We start from the raw sequence: 18,326 nt of genomic DNA, 5'->3' as shown, positions 1-18,326 counted from the left end.
CTCCGTAATCACACCAATCAAATAAATCATGGTTCAGACAATTTAGTTGGTTAGTAGTTAGTTGGTTAGATGGTTAGAAAGAGTTATCCGTTGTCAGTTATCAGTTATCAGGCTAGCGACATCTGATACCTGTGACTTAGGGACTCATAGCCATTTCTTGAAAAATTTATGTAATCACGCATCTCCGTAATCACACCAATCAAATAAATCATGGTTCAGACAATTTAGTTGGTTAGTTGGTTAGGCTAACGACATCTGTTTACCCGGTGGCTGAGGTTCTCGAAGCCATTCCTTATTCCCGCCCTACTCCCCCACAACCTTAAAAGGATTCTTCTGCTGATCAAATGGCTTCGACAAATCACGCACATACTCCACCAATTGCCACAATTGCTCATCTGAAAGTGTTGACTTAGAGCCTGGCATCACGCCTCTACCTTCACGTATCTTCCAATATATTGCTCCATCACTTTGTGCTTTGAACCAATCTTGCTTAAAATTCGGGACTTCCTGATCTGTATGCTCTAATGGATAGCCTTGTCCCTGTGTACCATGACACTTAATGCACTTCAAATTATATATTTCCTGTGCTTGCGGAAGCGTTAATGGCTCCAAATTATAGGGATTGTAGAGGGAGTCCGTCCACCCAGGCGCTGTCCAAGGTTCTTGAACCTTTTTATTTGTGCTGCTAATTAAGCCTAAACCAAGCACAATTACCAACAACAGAGAAAAAACTCGAGCCATATCTATCTAATTATTAAAATTAAGCCCTAGGCGAAAATATTATCCCTTGGAACGAGACGATCCTGCGGGACGATAATCGTGGCGTGTAGCGCTCCATTCGGCATCTCCATACTCACTCAGACTAACTTTTCCCTGCATGCTATTACCATCTGTAGTGCCATTAAAGGTGAAATTAATACGCACTCCATCTTTGGTATATGAACTTCTAATTAAGACTTCCTTTCCATGGATCGTGCCATCTAAATCTCTAGATCCAATGCTTGCAAAATGCGTCCCAATCAATGCATTGCCCTTTTGCTCAATCATTAAGGTCTGATCAACAGTGCTTGCAGAAAACTTCATTTTTAAATCCCATTGGCCGCTAAGATTAAATTCCGCAGCTGCAAGATCCTTCTCCATTTTTGGTGGATTGATAAAAATTTCTTGTAGCCTATCTGCAATAATTTTTTCATCCCCTGCTCGCAAGGATGCCATAGCAACACTAATATTGGGCTGCAAATTAGGTGGGAATGGCAAAAAGCTTCCTGCACCACTAACTGCAATGCGAGGTGTTCCATCCCATAAAAGTTTTTCCATTTCTTCACCTGTTAATGGAATGAGGGACTGATCCCATTTGACTTGAAGTGATGGTGCCCGATTTGAGCGAGCTTTTGGCTCATTGATTTCGGTACTTAGTCCCTGAATACCTCCCAAACGCTTCTCAATATGCTGCGCCCAAGAAATCCATGTCTTCCACTCTCCTGCATGATCACGCTTAAACCACATTTCTACGGCGGCAAGCATGCCCATGATTTCTTCACGTCCGACTTTAAATCCGCGGCCAAAGCCATGATGTGGACCAGCATTTATTCTAGAAGCAATTACTAAATCCTTACGCCCTAACAATAAACCCGCACATTGTGGTCCGCGGAGGTATTTACCCCCACTGTAAGCCACTAAATCGGCACCTTGCACCACATGCGGATTAGGTAATTCTAAACCCTCAGCTGCTGCATCCACCAAAATTGGAACGCCCAAAGGCTTTGCCACTGAAGAAATTTCTTTGATAGATAAAGGGCCATTTTCAGATCGTGCACCGGCTAGGACAAGAATCATGGCGGTGCGCGGACCAATGGCCAATTTTAGATCCTCAAGGCTAGAAACCTCCACCATGCGAACACCCACAGCCTTTGCTGCAGCATCATAAGCCGAACGAGAATAGGCAGGAATAATCACCTCATCCTTCATTCCTGTCAGGTTAGGAATCATCCAAAGCTTATCAGGGTCGCCACCAGTTACACAGCCAGCAGTTCCCGCAGTTATTGCCGCCGATGCCCCAGAGCTTACAAAGCCAAATTCCGTCCCAGTTAATTGCCCTAATCGTTCTCCCACCGCATCCATCAACTCATCAATCTGAACATATTCGCGAACGGCATCATCCATGGCTTGTTGCACCTCAGGTAAAATCTGACTTGCACCCACCACCGTAACCGTTCCACGAGCATTAATCAATGGCTTTACACCAATGGCTTCATAAATGCTCTTTTTGTTTTTTTGTTTAGGATCATCACCCGCGGCAAAAGCAGAAGATACGCTAGCTCCTGAAACTACGCCAGCCAATGGCAAAACGCCCAATCCCTTAATTAATTCTCTTCTTTTCATAACAATATTTTAGAGACTTGGCAATCCACCAACAACTTTTGGCAGTGGACTCGTCAAACCATTTAAATCATAAAAAACTCGTCCGCCTTTGATAGTAGCCTCACATTCAAAGCGCTGCTTACCCTCCAAACGCTGACCTATCTGATCAAACACTCCAAATTTTCCTTTTCGGATGCGTAAAATAGTCACATCACCTTCAGAACCTACTGATAGATTACCCAATTGCTCTCTATGAATTACTTGAGCAGGCTTCCACGTGACTGAGTTGATAATGGCTGGGACTTCCATTCCCAAGGTCAGGAATTTATTCATCACATTTAAAATGTCTTTCATCGCCGAATTCATACTTCCACCGTGATGATCGGTACTAATTACATCAGGGAAAAACCCTGCTTTTGCTGCAGGAATGGCATGTTGGAAGGAGAAGCTTGCAGCACCATGACCAACATCCCAAATAACCCCTCTTTGACTCGCTTGAAAGACAAAAGGCCTCAATTTACCCGTTTTCGGGTCTGTAATTGCCTCACGATCTTTTCCACCACCACCAAAAGTATGGGTGTAAATATCTCCTGCACGGAATTTCTTCATGGTTAGCTCTTCAAGCGATAACCCACCACCACCAAAATCTACAATCACAGGTAAATTTCCAGCCAATGTTCCAGCCTCAATCGCTCGATCAATTGGAACCCAATCAGGTTTATTATAATGAGCAACCTTAAATCCTACAATGTGTTCTTTGTGCTTTAAAGCCATATCGGCACTTAATTTTGCATCCATATCGGCATTATCTTGCTCAATTGCACCTCCTGCCATTCCCTCACCCACAATATTTAAAAAAGATAGAACACGTGTCCTAGAACGGTCAATTGTTTGATCCTTAAATTTCTCAAAATTCCTCCATCCAGCACTTCCTGCATCCACCACCGTAGTTACACCCACACGAAAAGTGAAACCGTCAGGCTGATTGGCATAATAACTGTTTCTTAAATACTTGTCAGGTTCTGTACCCGCAAAATTATGGGTATGCATGTCGATGATTCCCGGAGTGACATATAAGCCTTTGGCATTCAGTACTCTAGCACCTGAATTAGGATCAATATTTTTAGAAATCGCGGCAATTTTTCCTTCCTTGTTAATCGCTACATCCATCAACTCATTGATCTTGTTTTTGGGATCAATAATATGCCCTCCCTTAATTATTATCGCATATTGTGAATCGCCCGATTGAGCATTAACAATCTGTACCAACAGGAGGAAAAAAAATAGAATCAGGGCTTTTCTCATGATTTAAAGGGTATTTTAATGGATTTTGCTTGGATATGAGGCTTCAATTAATTTTTTATTAAATATAAGGAAAAATGCCAGCGACATTTATAATATTACAATGAGATTAATCTAAAAAAAACATATAAAATATTGATTATTAGTGATTTATAAGATTTTTGTTAAAAATATTTATTTGCTCTTATTAGAAAAATAAATCCAATCTAAATGAAATAAATTCTGCTTTTTATCAGATTTACTCTTAAAAACAAAATATAAATCATGAACACCTTTTGTCTCTAAGGCATTGATATTAAGCTCTTTCCAAGGCTTTGAATCCTTTGCTATAGCTGAAGGAATCTCCATTTCACCAATCACGGTCCCATCTATTTTACCTATTCTCACTTCAATATTTCCTCCCGCCAGAGGCTCAACACGGAAAAGCATTTGCTTTACAAGATTCAAATCAATTTTATTAAAGCGAATGTAAGTCTCATGATTTATTGCTCGAGCATAGGCTAAATTTTCAGTGGGATATGTCGCAATTCGTACATTTCCTGCATCAAAATCTTCAGCTTGTACTAAAGGACTCCTCAAAGTAATATGATTACGACTTTGGAGGGATTGAATTCCATTTGCTCCCAAATCGGTATAGCTTACATTCAAAAGGTAAGAACCCTCATTCCCTTTGCCAACATGATCTTTTAGCTCTATCACATCCGAAATTGGCCGTTTAATACTCGATTTATCTGATAAAGAAAGAATATAATCGACAATTTCTGCCGCATCATCTTTACTCAAATTGGGATGCGGAATCATGGCACGTTCGCCCCATGCACCACCTCCACCTTTAATTATTTTTTCGGAAAGCATGGCCTCAACTCCCTGCTTACCAGCATAGCGTTCGGCTATGGCGAGATACGAAGGACCAACTGAAGCTTTATCCAGCGAATGGCAGGCTCTACAATCTAAATTGGCAGCTAATTGTTGTCCCTTCACATATTTTAAGCTATTTGAGGACTGATTTTGTGTTAACACTACAGCTACATCTTTGCCGCGCGCTAGATAGCCATAGGTGATATTCAACCTGTTTTCATCGATATTTTTATCTTCTAAATCAGTAATTTTCACTTCATAATCGAGCAGCACATTATCCCAGTAAAAACTTCGGTTTGCATTGGTAAATATTTGAATTTCAGGAGGGGTATTTCCAACAAAAACTTGTGAACTGGTCTCGCTCATACCTCCTTTATCGTCCTTTACAACTAATTTTACAGTATAAACTCCAGGTTTTGTAAAAGTATGATTCGCACTAATTCCTTCATAAATGGCATTTTCAACGCTCCAAGTATAATTTAGTTTATCATCTCGGTCGTGGTCGAAAGTTTTCTTGCCAGAAAACTGGACTTTAAAAGGTGCAGCTCCATATTGTTTGTCGAGTTCAATTTCAGCAATAGGATTTCTATTCCCTTCAACATATTCAATTCGAACTAACCGAGCATCCATATTTTTAGAAAACCAATTGGTGCCGTATTCCAAAACGTATAGAGCACCATCGCGACTAAACTGCATATCCACAGGAGCTGCAAAGGTATATTGCTTTAAAAATGGCTCCACACGCAAATAATTACCTTTTTCGTCAAAGCTTACAGCCATTATCCAACCGCGAATCCACTCATAAATGAATAATTTCCCATTATAATAATCATTCAATTTGTAGGGTGCATTTGGGAAAAGATCACCATAATAAACCGGTCCCGCCATTGCCGAAGCACCTCCATTCCCTAAAATCGGAAAATATTTAGAAGTTTTCTTCCCATACCAAATCATAGCAGGCTGTGCTTGAGGTAAAATACGCTCTCCAGTATTATTTGGCGAGTCATTTATGGGCTTTGAAGGATCTTTTTTAGGCCCTTCTTTCTTCGTTGCAAAATCATATTTCGGGAAAGCCTGATTATTCCCGAGAAAATATGGCCATCCATAAAAACCAGGCGCTTTTGCCTGATTTATTTCATCAAAACTCATTAATTCACCGTCTTGGCTCGGGACTTTCGTATCTGGACCCACATCACCCCAGTATAAATACTTGTTTTTTTGATCTACACTAAAGCGATAGGGATTACGGGAACCCATAATGTAAATTTCTGGCCTTGTTTTGGGATTGTCTTTAGGGAATAAATTACCCTCTGGAATAGCATAAGTCCCATTATCTAAAGGCTTAATCCTCAATATTTTACCTCTCAAATCATTGGTATTTGCAGCGGTAGCTTGATCATCGGCCAAGGCACGCCCCGGACGCTCATCTACTGGAGTGTAACCCTCAGTTTCTTCGGCATTGGTATTATCTCCGGTAGATAAATAAAGTAAACCATCTGCATCAAAGGAGATATAACCTGCTGAGTGACAGCAATATTTACGTTGAGTTGGTATTTCTAATAAAATCTGTTCGGAAGCTTTTGCTAAACTATCACCATATAATTGAATCCGTGATAGGCGATTTACAAATTTATCCCCGGCAAGGGAATAATAGAAATAAACCCAATGGTTTTCACCAAAATTAGGATCAATCGCCACTCCTAAAAGCCCGTCTTCAATGCCACTAAACACGTCAAAATTAGAAATCAACTTGATTTGCTTAGTTGCTCGATTATAGATCTTCAAGCCTCCCTTCCTTTCAGCCAATAAAACATCATTATTGGGAAGAATTGCCATCCCCAGGGGTTCATCTAAGCCTTCTACCAAAACTGTTCGAGTGTACCTAGTGCTATCGGGAACAGTTAAAGTTTTTACAGTTGAATAATCGGGATTTGAGCTTTTTGAAACATTTTGGATCAGGATTTTTGCCAATTGATCTTCACTAAAATCAGAATTTAAACGAGTAATCCAGGACTTATCTTGGGTCCATACTTCCGCATCCGACTTATCTGCCCAAGATTGTAGCCAAGGCCATTCTTTTTGCAGCAAGCTTGTATCTACCATGGTGATCACACCCCCACCAGCTTCCAAATAACGTTTTAGCTGAGGCAATTCTTGATATCCCATTTTATTGAGAGCCGAAAAAGGCAGAAAAATGACGTTTACTTTGGATAGAGAGTCTTCATGTAAATATTTTTCACTGTCGGCAGCTAATAATTCCCAGCCATTTTTCAAGGCCAAATTTTTCAATTTCTCGGCTTGCTCGCCTTTAATATCTTTAGAAAAATAAAGGATTTTGATTGATTTTTTAGTTGGAGAACAAGCCCCGATAATTAAAATCATTAAAAAGAAAAAGTAATGCCTCATGAAATTTTTGTCTATTTCAGCCTGAAATTTATTCGTATTCTAAGCCTTTAATTGCAGATGACCCAAAGAATTAGAATACGAATATATGAAATAGCCTTCTAGCTAACAATGAGCTAAAAACAGATTATTTTAATAAAGCGGCAGTCTCCTCTGCAGAAGTTACGCCCGGCGCCAACTCAATAATCTTAAAATTACGGAATTCAATTTTTGCACCTTCGGCCTCCAAGCAGATATAGCCTTTCTTTTGGGTCGATTTACTGATGCCATTCACAAATTTACCATTCACAGAAAGTTTGATTACCCCATCAACGCATACCACATCATAGGTGTTCCACTCCCCTTTACCCTTGGCGCGATTCTCAATAGATTTGCTACGCTCTCCTCTAGGATTATCAGGTGTAGTTTTAACCCCCTGAACTCCAAAAAGCTCTCCATGAACGTATGCAATAGGAGGTTTTTGTCCATCTCTAAGATTTAAATTCACCCAATCTAATTCAAGCATTTGTACCTCTACTCCGTCTGGTAAAGGATTATCCCCTTTGGGATTGGCTCCACTCCACACAAATACCCCCGAATTACCTCCCGGCTCTAAATGTTTCCATTCCACATGTAGTATAAAATTTTCATACTGCTTTTCTGATCGAGCAACACCAATCGGCATTCCCGTAGAAAATAAAGTACCATCTTTTTTTACAGTCCAGGTTTCCTTGGTAGTATTCACATCCACCCATTTTAAAGGAATTTCCTTTGCCTTAGAACCTGAAATTACCGCATCCATGGATTTGGAAGTACCAAATTCAAAAAGAACCTCTTGCGAGAAAGTGATGTTGCTAATCATTAGCAACACGAAAGAAAAAATTAGTGTTTTTTTTATCATTGTATTTATTGTCATCTGTAGTCTGCCCTCTAGTAAGTGTTCTCACCGTACTACTCAACCCACCCCCCAGTAATTCTAAATAATATAATATACGAATTATTTCCCTAAAATCCTAATAATTAGGTCAAAAACGGTATCTGCAGAGATAATTGAGCTTTCTAAAGGATCATTTGTGATTAAAACAGGCTGGTATTCTGCACTTACACCTACTGTACCATGTGAACCTTTTACTAAGGTAGCATCCAAAGGAATAACATCCATCACATACCTAAAACCAGCCTTTTTCCTTAATAATTTATATCCAGCTCTCAGTTTGGAACTCATAAACATCTCCACAGGATCGTACCCAGGCTTCTTATGAATATCTACACAACGTGCATAATCGGGAGCTTTTGCATCATCAAGCCAGAAATAGTAAGTGAACCAGCTATCTTGATCAGCCATCAGGACTAAATCGCCCGAACGTTCATGATTGATGTGAAAGTCTTTTTGCTCCTTTGAATCTAAAATACGCTCAACTCCTTGAACACCTTTTAATAATTTCATCACCTGCTCCTTTACGGCAGGATCATTAATATACACATGTGCAATTTGATGATCAGCCACCACAAATGCCTTCGAAGCTCCTGCATCCAATAATTCTAGTCCGCGCTCCTCTCTGATGGCCAATAAACCATGCTCCCTAAATATTCGGTTAAGATGGATAGGATTATTAACTGGCGAAATTCCATATTCTGAAAGGAGGATAATTTCCGCTCCTTTATTTTCATAGAAAGTGATGAGCTTTTTTAACACCTCATCAATTTCATTTAACTCTTTGTGGATTTTTGATAAATCGGGCCCGAATTTCTGCAGACAATAATCCAAATGTGGCAAGTAAATTAAGGTCAATGTGGGATCATATAGATCATCTGTAATCATGGAAGCATCAGCAATCCACTGAGTAGATTTTATATTTGCTCCTGGTCCCCAGAATTGAAATAACGGAAAGTCCCCCAACTTCTCTTGCAATACATCTCGTAAGCTTGCTGGATGGGAATAACAATCTGGCATTTTCCTGCCATCAGCCAAGTAATTTGGTCGAGGGGTAACAGAATAATCTGCCGATGAATACATATTATACCACCAAAACATTGTTGAACAGGTAAAATTGGGATCTTCCTTTTTTGCTGTCTCCCAAATTTTTTCACCCGAAACAAGTTTATTGGATTGCTTCCAAAATTTAACCTCACAATCTGTACGATCATACCAACCATTCCCAACAATTCCTGTCTCAGATGGCCATTTACCCGTAACATAAGTGCTTTGCGCTGAAGTAGTTAGAGCCGGAAAAACGGGTTCTATTCTAGATAGATGCTTTCGCTTGATATAGTCACTCAAAAAAGGTGTATGCTCTCCAATTACTGAGCTTGAAAGTGCTACCACATCAATTACAACCGTTTTTTTCATGATCTAGAATTTATATCAATTGTTCTTTAACCCAGTTCAACTCTCTAATAATGCTGCTTGATATAGGTATTTTCAAAGCTTTAGGAAGTACCTCCCAAGTATAGGTTTCTACCTCTAAATGAGTGCTTAAAGGGTTATTTTTCTGAATCTTTAAGACCTCAATAATATCATCTTGAGTTGATTGTAAGAGTCCGAGGTCTTTTGCAAAAATAGGCACATGGAAATGCGCTCTCCACTCTACAACCTCCTTATTATCAGCGTCTTGTATCGCATCTGGCAAATCCCGATAGCGTATTAATGCCTCATCAGCTTTCCTCGCTACCACTTGATGCAGATAGGTTTTCTCATTATAACTCGAGAAAGCTTCAAAAATATCAGTCTTTAAATCATGCTCTACTGCTAAATCCGCTTTTAAAGCCGCACTAATTTGAATTTTCCCTGTTTTTATTCCTTTTTCATGAAGTTCAGTCAATACATCGCCATGATTTTCATATCCAATTGCAAAATGACAAATATCATAGCATAAACAAATATGCTCTTTCATGCAATTTTCTACCCCTAAATCACTCAAATTCAAAGACTTAGCTAGAGTTGACCTAGCCATCGGTAGAAGTATATTTTCATACCAATCGATAAATTCTCCCCCCGTTTCTAGGAGTCCGTCGGGTTCTGGCTCAATATCCAAATGCATGCTTATTCCGCGCTCACTTTTAATCTTATAAAGTTCTCCAGCGACCTCAATAATGTGTTTTGTTGCCTTTTCTTTGGCTTTCTGGGTTAAATCATCTGTAGAAAACCAATGTCTATAGCTTAATGGAGAAGTAGAAATACCACCTTCCATTCCCTCAGGCAATAACTCGGCTAAAATTTGGAACAATCGCAAGGTATAATCCACGCGTTCTTTGCTTGTCCAGTCGGGAGCATGTACCTGATCTTTCACCACTACATGATGGAAATCCCCATAAGGGAAACCATTCATCGTAAAAACATAGGCTTGCTGTTGGTTCAGCCAGCTTTTAAAGCTTTTTAAGGCTTCAGAATCAAGCAAATCAATACTGGCAGAATTAGACAAGCGCAAACCAATGCCCATGGCTTGATTAGGAGAAAATTCTTTTTTTATTACCGGAAAATTTAAGTCCAAGGACTCAAAATGATCCTTCCAGCTCTCTCCAGCATGAATATTTGTACAATAACTTAAATGCGCTGAATTGAGTTTCATGAATATTTAAGAAGAGTTTGCGATGCTTTTATAAGAATTTCAGGATCTATTTCATGCACTTCTAAGCCCTCCCCAATATTTTTGAGAAGCATAATGGTTAACTCGCCTCCAAGGTGTTCTCTAAACTCTTCTAAACCTAATAAAATAGGCGAGTGAGAATCATTTACCTCCATGAGTGGATGAATGATATCAAAGCCTAATTTGATTAAAAGGTTAATAATTCGCTGGCAATCCGAATCAGATAAAGAACCTATCAAATTGGAATAAACTGAGTCTAAGGCAATTCCCATAGCTACTGCCTCTCCATGTAGGACTTGAAAGTTAGAAAGTTGCTCCAATTTATGTGCACTCCAATGTCCAAAATCTAAAGGTCGCGAAGAACCTTTTTCAAAAGGATCGCCACTGGCAATATGATTCATGTGCAATTCAGCGCATTTATAGATCAGGTAATTCATGCTTTCCTCGTCACGGGAAGTTAATTTTTCAGCATTCTCCTCAATCCAGGTGAAGAATTCGGAATCCTTGATAAGTGCTACTTTTACTGCCTCAGAAATTCCTGACCTATAATCCCTATCGGACAAGCTTTTGATGAAAAAATCATCATTAAAAACCGCTATTGGCGGAGCGAAAGTCCCAAGAAAGTTTTTCTTACCAAAATAATTAATTCCATTTTTAACACCCACGCCCGAATCATTCTGGGATAAAACGGTGGTAGGAATGCGAATATGTCGTATCCCACGATGCGCCACTGCCGAAGCATAGCCTACTAAATCGAGTACTGAACCGCCACCAATAGCCGCAACATAGGAGTGTCGATCAATTTTATATTTATTGATTAATTCTAAAATCTGATCAAAATACAGGGTATTATTTTTTAATTGCTCACCACCCGGTAGGACTAAAATTTCGGGAATTAGCTCAACAGCTTGATGAATTTTGAAATAATTTTTAATCTTCTGCTGTAACTCATCACCAATACCTCCATCCACAACAAAAAAGATTTTACGCACAATAGCATCACCCTTCAAAAAATCATTCAATAATGTATTTGATGGCTCAAAAAGTCCGGAGCTAAAAAAAACCTTATACTCAAATTTTACATGGAAAGATTGTTGTAGGTAGTTCATTTTCGCTTTGCGCTTACAAAATTTTGTTCTTAATATTTTTTAAAGGTCGTTAAAGATAATCGTCAATTAAGTAACGGCAAAACGTTTTGACAACCAAATGGAAAGTGGCAATAAAATTACGATGAAAAAGGCCAATCCTAAGGAGCCAAATACTGCCGCCCATGCGGCATCCATTAAAATCAGTGATATCACTCCAGCCTTTACTGCTAGTCCGATGTTTTTACCTATCGGCTCCTGAATTGCCCTAAAAAGGGGCCTGAATATCATCCAAGCAAAGGGTACAATAAATATCAAGGCGAGAAGTATTTGTTCTTTTTGCCATGCAAAAAAGAGCATTACCCCTATGACCAATGCATATAAAAAAGCGCCTAAAAATAGTTTGTTTTTATTGGAACCGTGCACCTCCCCCCGACTAATTATGGTAATAGAGAAAATGTAAATGAGATGCACAACAGCTATAATATACGAATTATTTAGCGAATATGCAATTATACTGACTCCAAGTAATAGGTTTAAGCCACGGCATATACCCATGTTTAACGGACCGATAAAGGGATGATGTTTCGAAAATTTATTATAAACCAGGGCGCAAACAGCGATTAAAATCGCAATTATTCCTGAAAGCATGGAATATAAAAATGCACTTGCAATACCAAAAACGAGCAAAAAGAGACCTAAAACAATGGCTTCACTCAGTTTAACTGCACCACTTGGAATTGCCCGCTCAGGACGTTCGATTTTGTCGAGTTCAAAATCAAAAACATCATTAAAAACGATTCCTCCACCGTATAATCCAATGGTTGATAAGCACAATAGGATTATGGCTAAAAAATCTATTTCGGGTCCAAAAATATACCCTGAAATGGTAATTCCCGCCAAAACATCTGCCACTGAAGTCACGATATTTGCCGGCCGCATCAGGCGAAGAAAATGAAAAATCTTTCCCAAATTTTTAGCTAATGATGATGGATGATTTATCTATGCGGGGCTGCTGACCACCACGTAAAACGGTATTCCCCTCAAATTTCTCGCTTTGGTCAATAACTTTCGGACTAGCAAAATCGCTTTCGTCAATTTGTCCGCTTTGCGCAAATGCCGCAATGGCATTAGAATAAGTGATTTTTTTAATATCCTCATCACTAATTCCCTTCAATTTCATGAGAGCAGCTGTTTTAGGCACAGCAAGAGGGTCACTAATTCCCCAATCAGCAGCAGAATTAATCATAATGCGTTCAGATCCATACATTTTTGTGACCTCCACCATGCGCTCATTTCCCATTTTAGTAAATGGATAGATGGTGAATGCTGCCCAAAAACCACGGTCTAGAACTTCCTTAACCGTTTCTTCATTATTATGATCTACAATCACCATTTTGGGGTCAATACCATGCTCAATGGCGATATCCATGCTTCGCTGCGTTCCTTTTTTCTTATCGCGATGTGGCGTATGAATTTGAATTGGCAATCCGGCTTCTTTTGCCAATTCTAACTGCATTCGGTAATATTTATCTTCAGCAGCGGTTTGATCATCAAAACCTATCTCACCAATACCCACAACCCCCTCTTTATAAATGAATAAAGGAAGTATTTCCATCACCTGCTCCGCAAGTTTTTCATTATTTGCTTCACGCGAATTTAAGCCTATGGTGCAATAATGTTTAATACCAAATTGCGAAGAACGGAAACGCTCCCAACCTACAAGGCTACTATAATAATCGCGAAAGCTATCAATACCCGTGCGAGGCTGTCCTAGCCAAAATGCAGGCTCAATTAAAGCCACAATTCCAGCATCGGCCATAGCCTGATAATCATCCGTAGTTCTAGAACTCATGTGAACATGTGGGTCGAAAAATTTCATCCCCTTAATGCTATCCAAATTCATTGGCTCTATAACACCTAGAGGCCTTTTCTCTTCAAATGAATGACTACAACACATATTTTCTTATTTTAATTTTATGCTTCAGGAGCCAAATTGCTCCAATTCAATTCTTTATTTTCTATTGCTTTTATAAGTTCGGGGAAATTGTTTAAGAGTAGTTTCGCCGGACTAAAATCAGAATGGTAAATGGTTAAAGCCGCAGCTTGTCTATCTTTTAAATTTCCATTTTCGAATAATCTCTTTAAATCTTCCAAGAAATTTACATCGAGAAATTTACTCGTTAAACGCCATAAATGAGGGTTTATACTTCGATGTGCCGCCCAACGTTCATGTGCATAATCCTGCAAAGTAGTTGCGAGTTCAGCATTGGCACCTTCATCAATACCAGCAATTTTATTCAAATCTTTATCGGTAAAAAAAGCTTTAAGCACCAGCTGATTCCAAGCCTTCTCATCAAGATATTTTGCAGGATAAGGATTATGATACATGATAGACTCCAATACCAGACCGATATTACTTCTAATACCTTCGGCACATCTCATTTTCCAATCTTCAGGCCAGGCAAATAAAGAAATGGAAGAATACAAGGCTACAAGCTCTTGAATTTCAGCCGCAAGAAATAAATTATCGATTGTCTTTAAGTATTTTTCCTTGTCGGATGGGTCGATATGTAAGATAAGGCAAGTCCGCGCTAATTTATCGGCAGTCCAAGCAGACAAGCTAAAACCAGGTTTTAATCTTTCAATTTCAGCCTCTTGTGCTGCCGAGATTATAATTGGTGATTTACCAGTCTTTCGTGGCATCATCGCAAAAGCGGAATTGATAGCCAAGGTATCTAGCGATAAGAATTTATCGCTCAGCCAGCTCCACGCTTCTTCATTAATATTAGTACGGGTCAAATCCGTTAAGAGTGACCTAAATCTTTCTGAATCGTAATCAAACATGCCCACAAAATTGAATATTGGTAGGAATTAAATATTGCGAAATCTAATAAAAATTAGCAAGAATTGCTTAAAAGAAGAGGAAAATTAGATCAAATTCCGCCCGAAACAAAATAATTTAATGCGAGTGCTGCTGAAATAATCAGCAATCCGAAAAATTCGCGTGTTTTTTCAATATATGGCTTTTTGGCTTGCATGCTTTCGGTAATACTTGGTGTACTATATTTGGTAATCCAATCGCGTACACCATCCTTTGCAAAGAACAAAATCAAGGCATAAATCAAGTAAAAAGCAATTAGAAATAGGTATCCCATGGGATAATACATACCAAATGCGGCTGCTCCGCAAAGTATAGAGGCCGCCATATAAATCGGTAGCCAAAGCCAAGAATCAGTATCGTTTATATTGAACCAAGCAAAGACAAGGAAAGAAAGGCAAAAAATGATGTTTAGGACTATCAAAACCATAATATACAAATAAATTCTGATACGAAGATAGAAAATCGGCGAAAAAGAAATTCAATAAGAACAAAGAAGGCCTTAATTCCTGTTGGAACAAGGCCTATCTCTGCAAAAAATTTAAACCATCACATTGACCTCAGCCATAGCAATTTCTGTTAATTTAACATCTGCAGCTTTCTCTTCAATAAGCGATTCATTTAATAACTCCTCTGCGCGAGTATGCTCCATGAGCTTGGCATAAGTTAATAAACAACCATAACTTGCTATTTCATAATGCTCAATTTTTTGAGCTGCTGCAATAAGTGCTGCATCCAAAACTTGTCCCGATTCAAAATTGTCAATAATCTCTTCAGATTCTTCTAACAAGCCTTGCATGGCTTTACATTTTTTTGAGCGCGGCGACAAACCGATACTTTGAAAAACTTCTGTAAGCCGCTCAACTTGATGCTCAGTTTCTGTTAAATGCTCATCAAATGCATGCTTTAAATTGGCATTTGTGGTTTTAGACGATATCTTTTTAAGACCCTTTAATAATTGCTTTTCCGCACCTAGGATATCCCTTAATTCATCCACAAATAATTCATGAAGGTGTGCATTGGGCATATCAGACGACATTTGCTTTTTGGTTTCCATTTGCTTAAATTTTAATTGATAAATTAATCGTATCAAATAATAGGCTCTTGGGATAAAAAATAACGATAATGCCAAATTGATGGCCGCTTTTTTACCGAAAGAGAAATGCAATAAATTAATTAGGCAATAATCCAAAGAATCAATATTGAACGAAAAAGATTGAATCTTAATGCCAAAAATCGAATATTGGCTATCACCAATCACAAAGGAATAACATGCTATAAATTGAAATGTTCTATTTTATTTCAATTCTTTTTCAACAAAAGCGCATTTAAATTGGGATAAGCAAAATGGAAAATGACAATAAAAATCAGGAGAATTTTAAAATTCTAAAAAATTAATCAAACAAGGAAAATTGAACAGATTTACTGTTTTTAGGCCTTGGATTAGCCGAAACAGTGGAATTATGAAGATGAAATATTTCACTTTCCTGATCTCTGGAAGCAACAATAATTTCAGTTTTCTGAGATTTACTCTTAAACAATTCCGACACTAACTCTGGCCGATTATTGTCTTTTGAAAGATGTGAAAGTAACAAATGGCTCATGTGAAGTCCGTGTGAGCAAAACAAATCAAGCGCCTGAAGATTTGAAAGGTGACCATAATCACTTCTAATTCGGGCTTTTAAATGATGTGGATATCTACCCTTATCGAGCATTTCATCATCATAATTTGCTTCCAAAAAGGCAGCATCACAGCTTGAAAAATAACGAATAAGATTTTCACAAGGCGTGCCTATATCAGTAAATACACCAAGCTTCAAGCCATTACAGGTCACAATAAAACTGTGTGGATCAGAAGCATCATGAAACTTAGTAAAAGAAGTAATTTCTAGTCCGCCAATTTGAACAACCTCATGTGCCACAAAACTTCTTACAAGATGACTTTCCAAATCAATCCCAGAGTTTTTAAGGGTTCCCTCTGTAATAAAAACTGGCAATTGGTACTTTTTGGCTAGGACTGAAATCCCACGAATATGATCAGAATGCTCATGAGAGACAAAAATTGCTCTTAATTTACTCATCGATAAACCTAAGCGTTCCATTCTTTTCTCTGTCTCACGACAGCTAAGTCCCGCATCTATAAAAATTGCATCATGCTGATTTTCAACATAATAACAATTCCCATTACTCCCCGAATTTAATGATGTAAATGATAAAGCCATTCTTAGTGGGACAATAGATCTGCATCGATCAATTTGTGCGTTAAAATTATACAAAAAGCATCAAAGACTTCCCTTTAATGTGATTATATTCGCATTGATCAATCATTTTATATTGTATTTATATGAAAATTAGTATCCGAATTTTATTCATTTTTTCCATTTCAATGCTTAGTCAGGTGGTAAATGCACAAGAAAAGCGACTGATAAATTATACAGAAATAAGTGCATTAATTCACAATAGCACTTCATTGAGTGGGAATCCCTCGTTTAGAGGCTTGAGAACACGTACAGGGATTACGAAATTATTGACTAATCATGTGGGACTTGGTTTGGCATTAGGGACAGATAATTACCGTAAGGCAAATGGTGCAAGTTATAATACATTACCCATTACAATAAACGGATCTTATTATTTAAACCCTGAGCTAATCGGCTTAAAACTAGATATTTATGGGGGATATGCTGTAAAATTATTCGATAATTTCAATAAAGGGATGACGGCTGGCGCTGGACTTTCCTACTCTTTTCCAGTCAACAGTAGATTGAATTTGGGCCTACAAACGGGATATAATTATCAAAAAATCGATTTCCCAGCAAATTATAGATTGGGCGAGAGCTTTGATTTGGGAAATATAAGATTAGGCATAGGCTTAACCTTTAAATAATATACAAACAATTTTAGCGGGGGCTTTGAAAGCGCTGAGAGGAATAAAATAAAATCACTAATTTTGCATTTTTAAAGCTCCTATACCATTTTAATATGTCAAAAAGCACTTATAAGATAGCTGTACTGCAGCTAAACCTAAACGATATTGCAGAAAACAATTTAAAAAAATGCATTTCCTGGGTGCGTGAGGCTGCAAAAAAGGGAGCAGAAGTTATTTCTCTGCCAGAATTATACAGTAGTCATTATTTCTGCCAGACAGAGGACACCGACAATTTTGCTTTAGCAGAACCACTTTATAGCACCTCATTTATCGCATTTAGCGCATTGGCTAAGGAATTGGGAGTTGTGATTATCGTTCCTTTCTTTGAAAGAAGAATGGCAGGTATTTACCATAATAGTGCCTATATTATTGATACAGATGGTACAGAAGCAGGATTATACCGAAAAATGCATATCCCAGATGACCCTCATTTTTATGAGAAATTCTATTTTACCCCTGGGGATATCGGATTTAAGACTTTCCCGACCAAAAAAGGTAAAATTGGGACTTTAATATGTTGGGATCAATGGTATCCTGAAGCAGCTAGATTAACGGCTTTGCAAGGTGCTGAGGTATTATTTTATCCTACAGCAATTGGCTGGCATCCTTTAGAAAAGGAACAATACGGCGAAAAACAACATGGCGCTTGGATGAATGTGATGAAAGGGCATGCGGTGGCTAATGGAGTTTATGTGGCAGCAGCAAACCGCATCGGATTAGAAAAATATGTACCTGGAACTGAGGGAATTCAATTTTGGGGATCTTCATTCATCGCTGGTCCGCAAGGCGAAATTCTAGCTCAAGCATCTCATGATCAAGAAGAAATACTCATTGCTGAGGTAGATTTAAACCTACAGGAGAATGTGCGCCAAAATTGGCCATTCTTTAGAGATCGTAGAATTGATGCCTTTGGCGATATTACCAAAAGAGCAATCCTTTAA

16 protein-coding genes are annotated in these 18,326 nt (G+C 38.4%); 2 read left to right on the top strand and 14 right to left on the bottom strand.

Translation table 11 applies throughout. The features are described from left to right. Positions 1–303: 303 nt before the first annotated feature. The 14 genes from QZ136_RS11085 to QZ136_RS11020 form a co-directional block, all read right to left on the bottom strand. Positions 304–741: a cytochrome c gene (locus QZ136_RS11085; RefSeq protein ID WP_291403486.1), complete on the bottom strand. Its 438-nt coding sequence runs from the start codon at positions 739–741 to the stop codon at positions 304–306. Positions 742–780: 39 nt separating this feature from the next. After that, positions 781–2,382 (bottom strand): PLP-dependent transferase, encoded by a 1,602-nt coding sequence (locus tag QZ136_RS11080; RefSeq protein ID WP_291403484.1) that lies wholly within the window; start codon positions 2,380–2,382, stop codon positions 781–783. A gap of 9 nt (positions 2,383–2,391) precedes the next feature. Continuing rightward, positions 2,392–3,666, bottom strand: coding sequence for an amidohydrolase/deacetylase family metallohydrolase (locus QZ136_RS11075; RefSeq protein ID WP_291403481.1), 1,275 nt, complete (start codon positions 3,664–3,666; stop codon positions 2,392–2,394). 171 nt (positions 3,667–3,837) lie between these two features. Continuing rightward, positions 3,838–6,903 (bottom strand): PQQ-dependent sugar dehydrogenase, encoded by a 3,066-nt coding sequence (locus tag QZ136_RS11070; RefSeq protein WP_291403480.1) that lies wholly within the window; start codon positions 6,901–6,903, stop codon positions 3,838–3,840. A gap of 148 nt (positions 6,904–7,051) precedes the next feature. Then, positions 7,052–7,765 (bottom strand): DUF1080 domain-containing protein, encoded by a 714-nt coding sequence (locus tag QZ136_RS11065; RefSeq protein WP_291403478.1) that lies wholly within the window; start codon positions 7,763–7,765, stop codon positions 7,052–7,054. 135 nt (positions 7,766–7,900) lie between these two features. Next, complete coding sequence (locus tag QZ136_RS11060) at positions 7,901–9,253, bottom strand: nucleotide pyrophosphatase/phosphodiesterase family protein (protein ID WP_291403476.1); 1,353 nt, start codon at positions 9,251–9,253, stop codon at positions 7,901–7,903. A 10-nt stretch (positions 9,254–9,263) separates the two neighbouring features. After that, positions 9,264–10,472 carry a metabolite traffic protein EboE gene (gene eboE, locus QZ136_RS11055; protein WP_291403474.1) on the bottom strand — a complete coding sequence of 403 codons (1,209 nt, stop codon included), beginning with the start codon at positions 10,470–10,472 and terminating at the stop codon, positions 9,264–9,266. After that, positions 10,469–11,635, bottom strand: a complete 1,167-nt coding sequence (locus QZ136_RS11050; RefSeq protein ID WP_291403488.1) for a 3-dehydroquinate synthase — start codon at positions 11,633–11,635, stop codon at positions 10,469–10,471. Before QZ136_RS11050 ends, eboE begins: the two co-directional genes overlap by 4 nt. 30 nt (positions 11,636–11,665) lie before the next feature. Further along, entirely contained in the window at positions 11,666–12,547 is an 882-nt protein-coding gene (gene eboC, locus QZ136_RS11045; protein ID WP_291403472.1) for a UbiA-like protein EboC, read from the bottom strand. Positions 12,548–12,551: 4 nt separating this feature from the next. Continuing rightward, positions 12,552–13,535: a TatD family hydrolase gene (locus QZ136_RS11040; protein ID WP_291403470.1), complete on the bottom strand. Its 984-nt coding sequence runs from the start codon at positions 13,533–13,535 to the stop codon at positions 12,552–12,554. A gap of 17 nt (positions 13,536–13,552) precedes the next feature. Then, the gene (locus QZ136_RS11035; RefSeq protein ID WP_291403468.1) at positions 13,553–14,422 is read right to left on the bottom strand and encodes an EboA domain-containing protein; all 870 of its coding nucleotides are present in this window, start codon (positions 14,420–14,422) and stop codon (positions 13,553–13,555) included. Between the two features lie 89 nt (positions 14,423–14,511). Continuing rightward, positions 14,512–14,886: a transmembrane 220 family protein gene (locus tag QZ136_RS11030; protein ID WP_291403467.1), complete on the bottom strand. Its 375-nt coding sequence runs from the start codon at positions 14,884–14,886 to the stop codon at positions 14,512–14,514. Positions 14,887–14,997: 111 nt separating this feature from the next. Further along, positions 14,998–15,513 carry a ferritin-like domain-containing protein gene (locus QZ136_RS11025; RefSeq protein WP_291403465.1) on the bottom strand — a complete coding sequence of 172 codons (516 nt, stop codon included), beginning with the start codon at positions 15,511–15,513 and terminating at the stop codon, positions 14,998–15,000. Positions 15,514–15,850: 337 nt separating this feature from the next. Continuing rightward, the gene (locus tag QZ136_RS11020) at positions 15,851–16,678 is read right to left on the bottom strand and encodes an MBL fold metallo-hydrolase (protein ID WP_291403463.1); all 828 of its coding nucleotides are present in this window, start codon (positions 16,676–16,678) and stop codon (positions 15,851–15,853) included. 122 nt (positions 16,679–16,800) lie between these two features. Between QZ136_RS11020 and QZ136_RS11015 the strand changes: the two genes are divergently transcribed. Together QZ136_RS11015 and QZ136_RS11010 are read left to right on the top strand one after the other, a co-directional pair. Then, positions 16,801–17,343 carry a hypothetical protein gene (locus QZ136_RS11015; RefSeq protein WP_291403460.1) on the top strand — a complete coding sequence of 181 codons (543 nt, stop codon included), beginning with the start codon at positions 16,801–16,803 and terminating at the stop codon, positions 17,341–17,343. A 95-nt stretch (positions 17,344–17,438) separates the two neighbouring features. Continuing rightward, a complete protein-coding gene (locus tag QZ136_RS11010) occupies positions 17,439–18,326 on the top strand; it encodes a carbon-nitrogen hydrolase (protein ID WP_291403458.1) in 888 nt (295 codons plus the stop codon).

Origin of the sequence: Daejeonella sp., assembly GCF_017495225.1 — a bacterium.
Taxonomy (GTDB): domain Bacteria; phylum Bacteroidota; class Bacteroidia; order Sphingobacteriales; family Sphingobacteriaceae; genus Daejeonella.
Note: the sequence above shows the minus strand (reverse complement) of the source record. Positions and strands in the feature narration are given on the sequence as shown.

Excerpts from the sequence above, each read along its gene's own strand:
- QZ136_RS11060 (WP_291403476.1), bottom strand. The coding sequence starts at position 9,253 with ATGAAAAAAACGGTTGTAATTGATGTGGTAGCACTTTCAAGCTCAGTA.
- QZ136_RS11020 (WP_291403463.1), bottom strand. The coding sequence starts at position 16,678 with ATGGCTTTATCATTTACATCATTAAATTCGGGGAGTAATGGGAATTGT.
- QZ136_RS11025 (WP_291403465.1), bottom strand. The coding sequence starts at position 15,513 with ATGGAAACCAAAAAGCAAATGTCGTCTGATATGCCCAATGCACACCTT.
- QZ136_RS11015 (WP_291403460.1), top strand. The coding sequence starts at position 16,801 with ATGAAAATTAGTATCCGAATTTTATTCATTTTTTCCATTTCAATGCTT.
- QZ136_RS11010 (WP_291403458.1), top strand. The coding sequence starts at position 17,439 with ATGTCAAAAAGCACTTATAAGATAGCTGTACTGCAGCTAAACCTAAAC.
- QZ136_RS11075 (WP_291403481.1), bottom strand. The coding sequence starts at position 3,666 with ATGAGAAAAGCCCTGATTCTATTTTTTTTCCTCCTGTTGGTACAGATT.
- QZ136_RS11035 (WP_291403468.1), bottom strand. The coding sequence starts at position 14,422 with ATGTTTGATTACGATTCAGAAAGATTTAGGTCACTCTTAACGGATTTG.
- QZ136_RS11085 (WP_291403486.1), bottom strand. The coding sequence starts at position 741 with ATGGCTCGAGTTTTTTCTCTGTTGTTGGTAATTGTGCTTGGTTTAGGC.
- QZ136_RS11040 (WP_291403470.1), bottom strand. The coding sequence starts at position 13,535 with ATGTGTTGTAGTCATTCATTTGAAGAGAAAAGGCCTCTAGGTGTTATA.
- QZ136_RS11080 (WP_291403484.1), bottom strand. The coding sequence starts at position 2,382 with ATGAAAAGAAGAGAATTAATTAAGGGATTGGGCGTTTTGCCATTGGCT.
- QZ136_RS11065 (WP_291403478.1), bottom strand. The coding sequence starts at position 7,765 with ATGATTAGCAACATCACTTTCTCGCAAGAGGTTCTTTTTGAATTTGGT.
- QZ136_RS11070 (WP_291403480.1), bottom strand. The coding sequence starts at position 6,903 with ATGATTTTAATTATCGGGGCTTGTTCTCCAACTAAAAAATCAATCAAA.
- eboE (WP_291403474.1), bottom strand. The coding sequence starts at position 10,472 with ATGAAACTCAATTCAGCGCATTTAAGTTATTGTACAAATATTCATGCT.
- QZ136_RS11030 (WP_291403467.1), bottom strand. The coding sequence starts at position 14,886 with ATGGTTTTGATAGTCCTAAACATCATTTTTTGCCTTTCTTTCCTTGTC.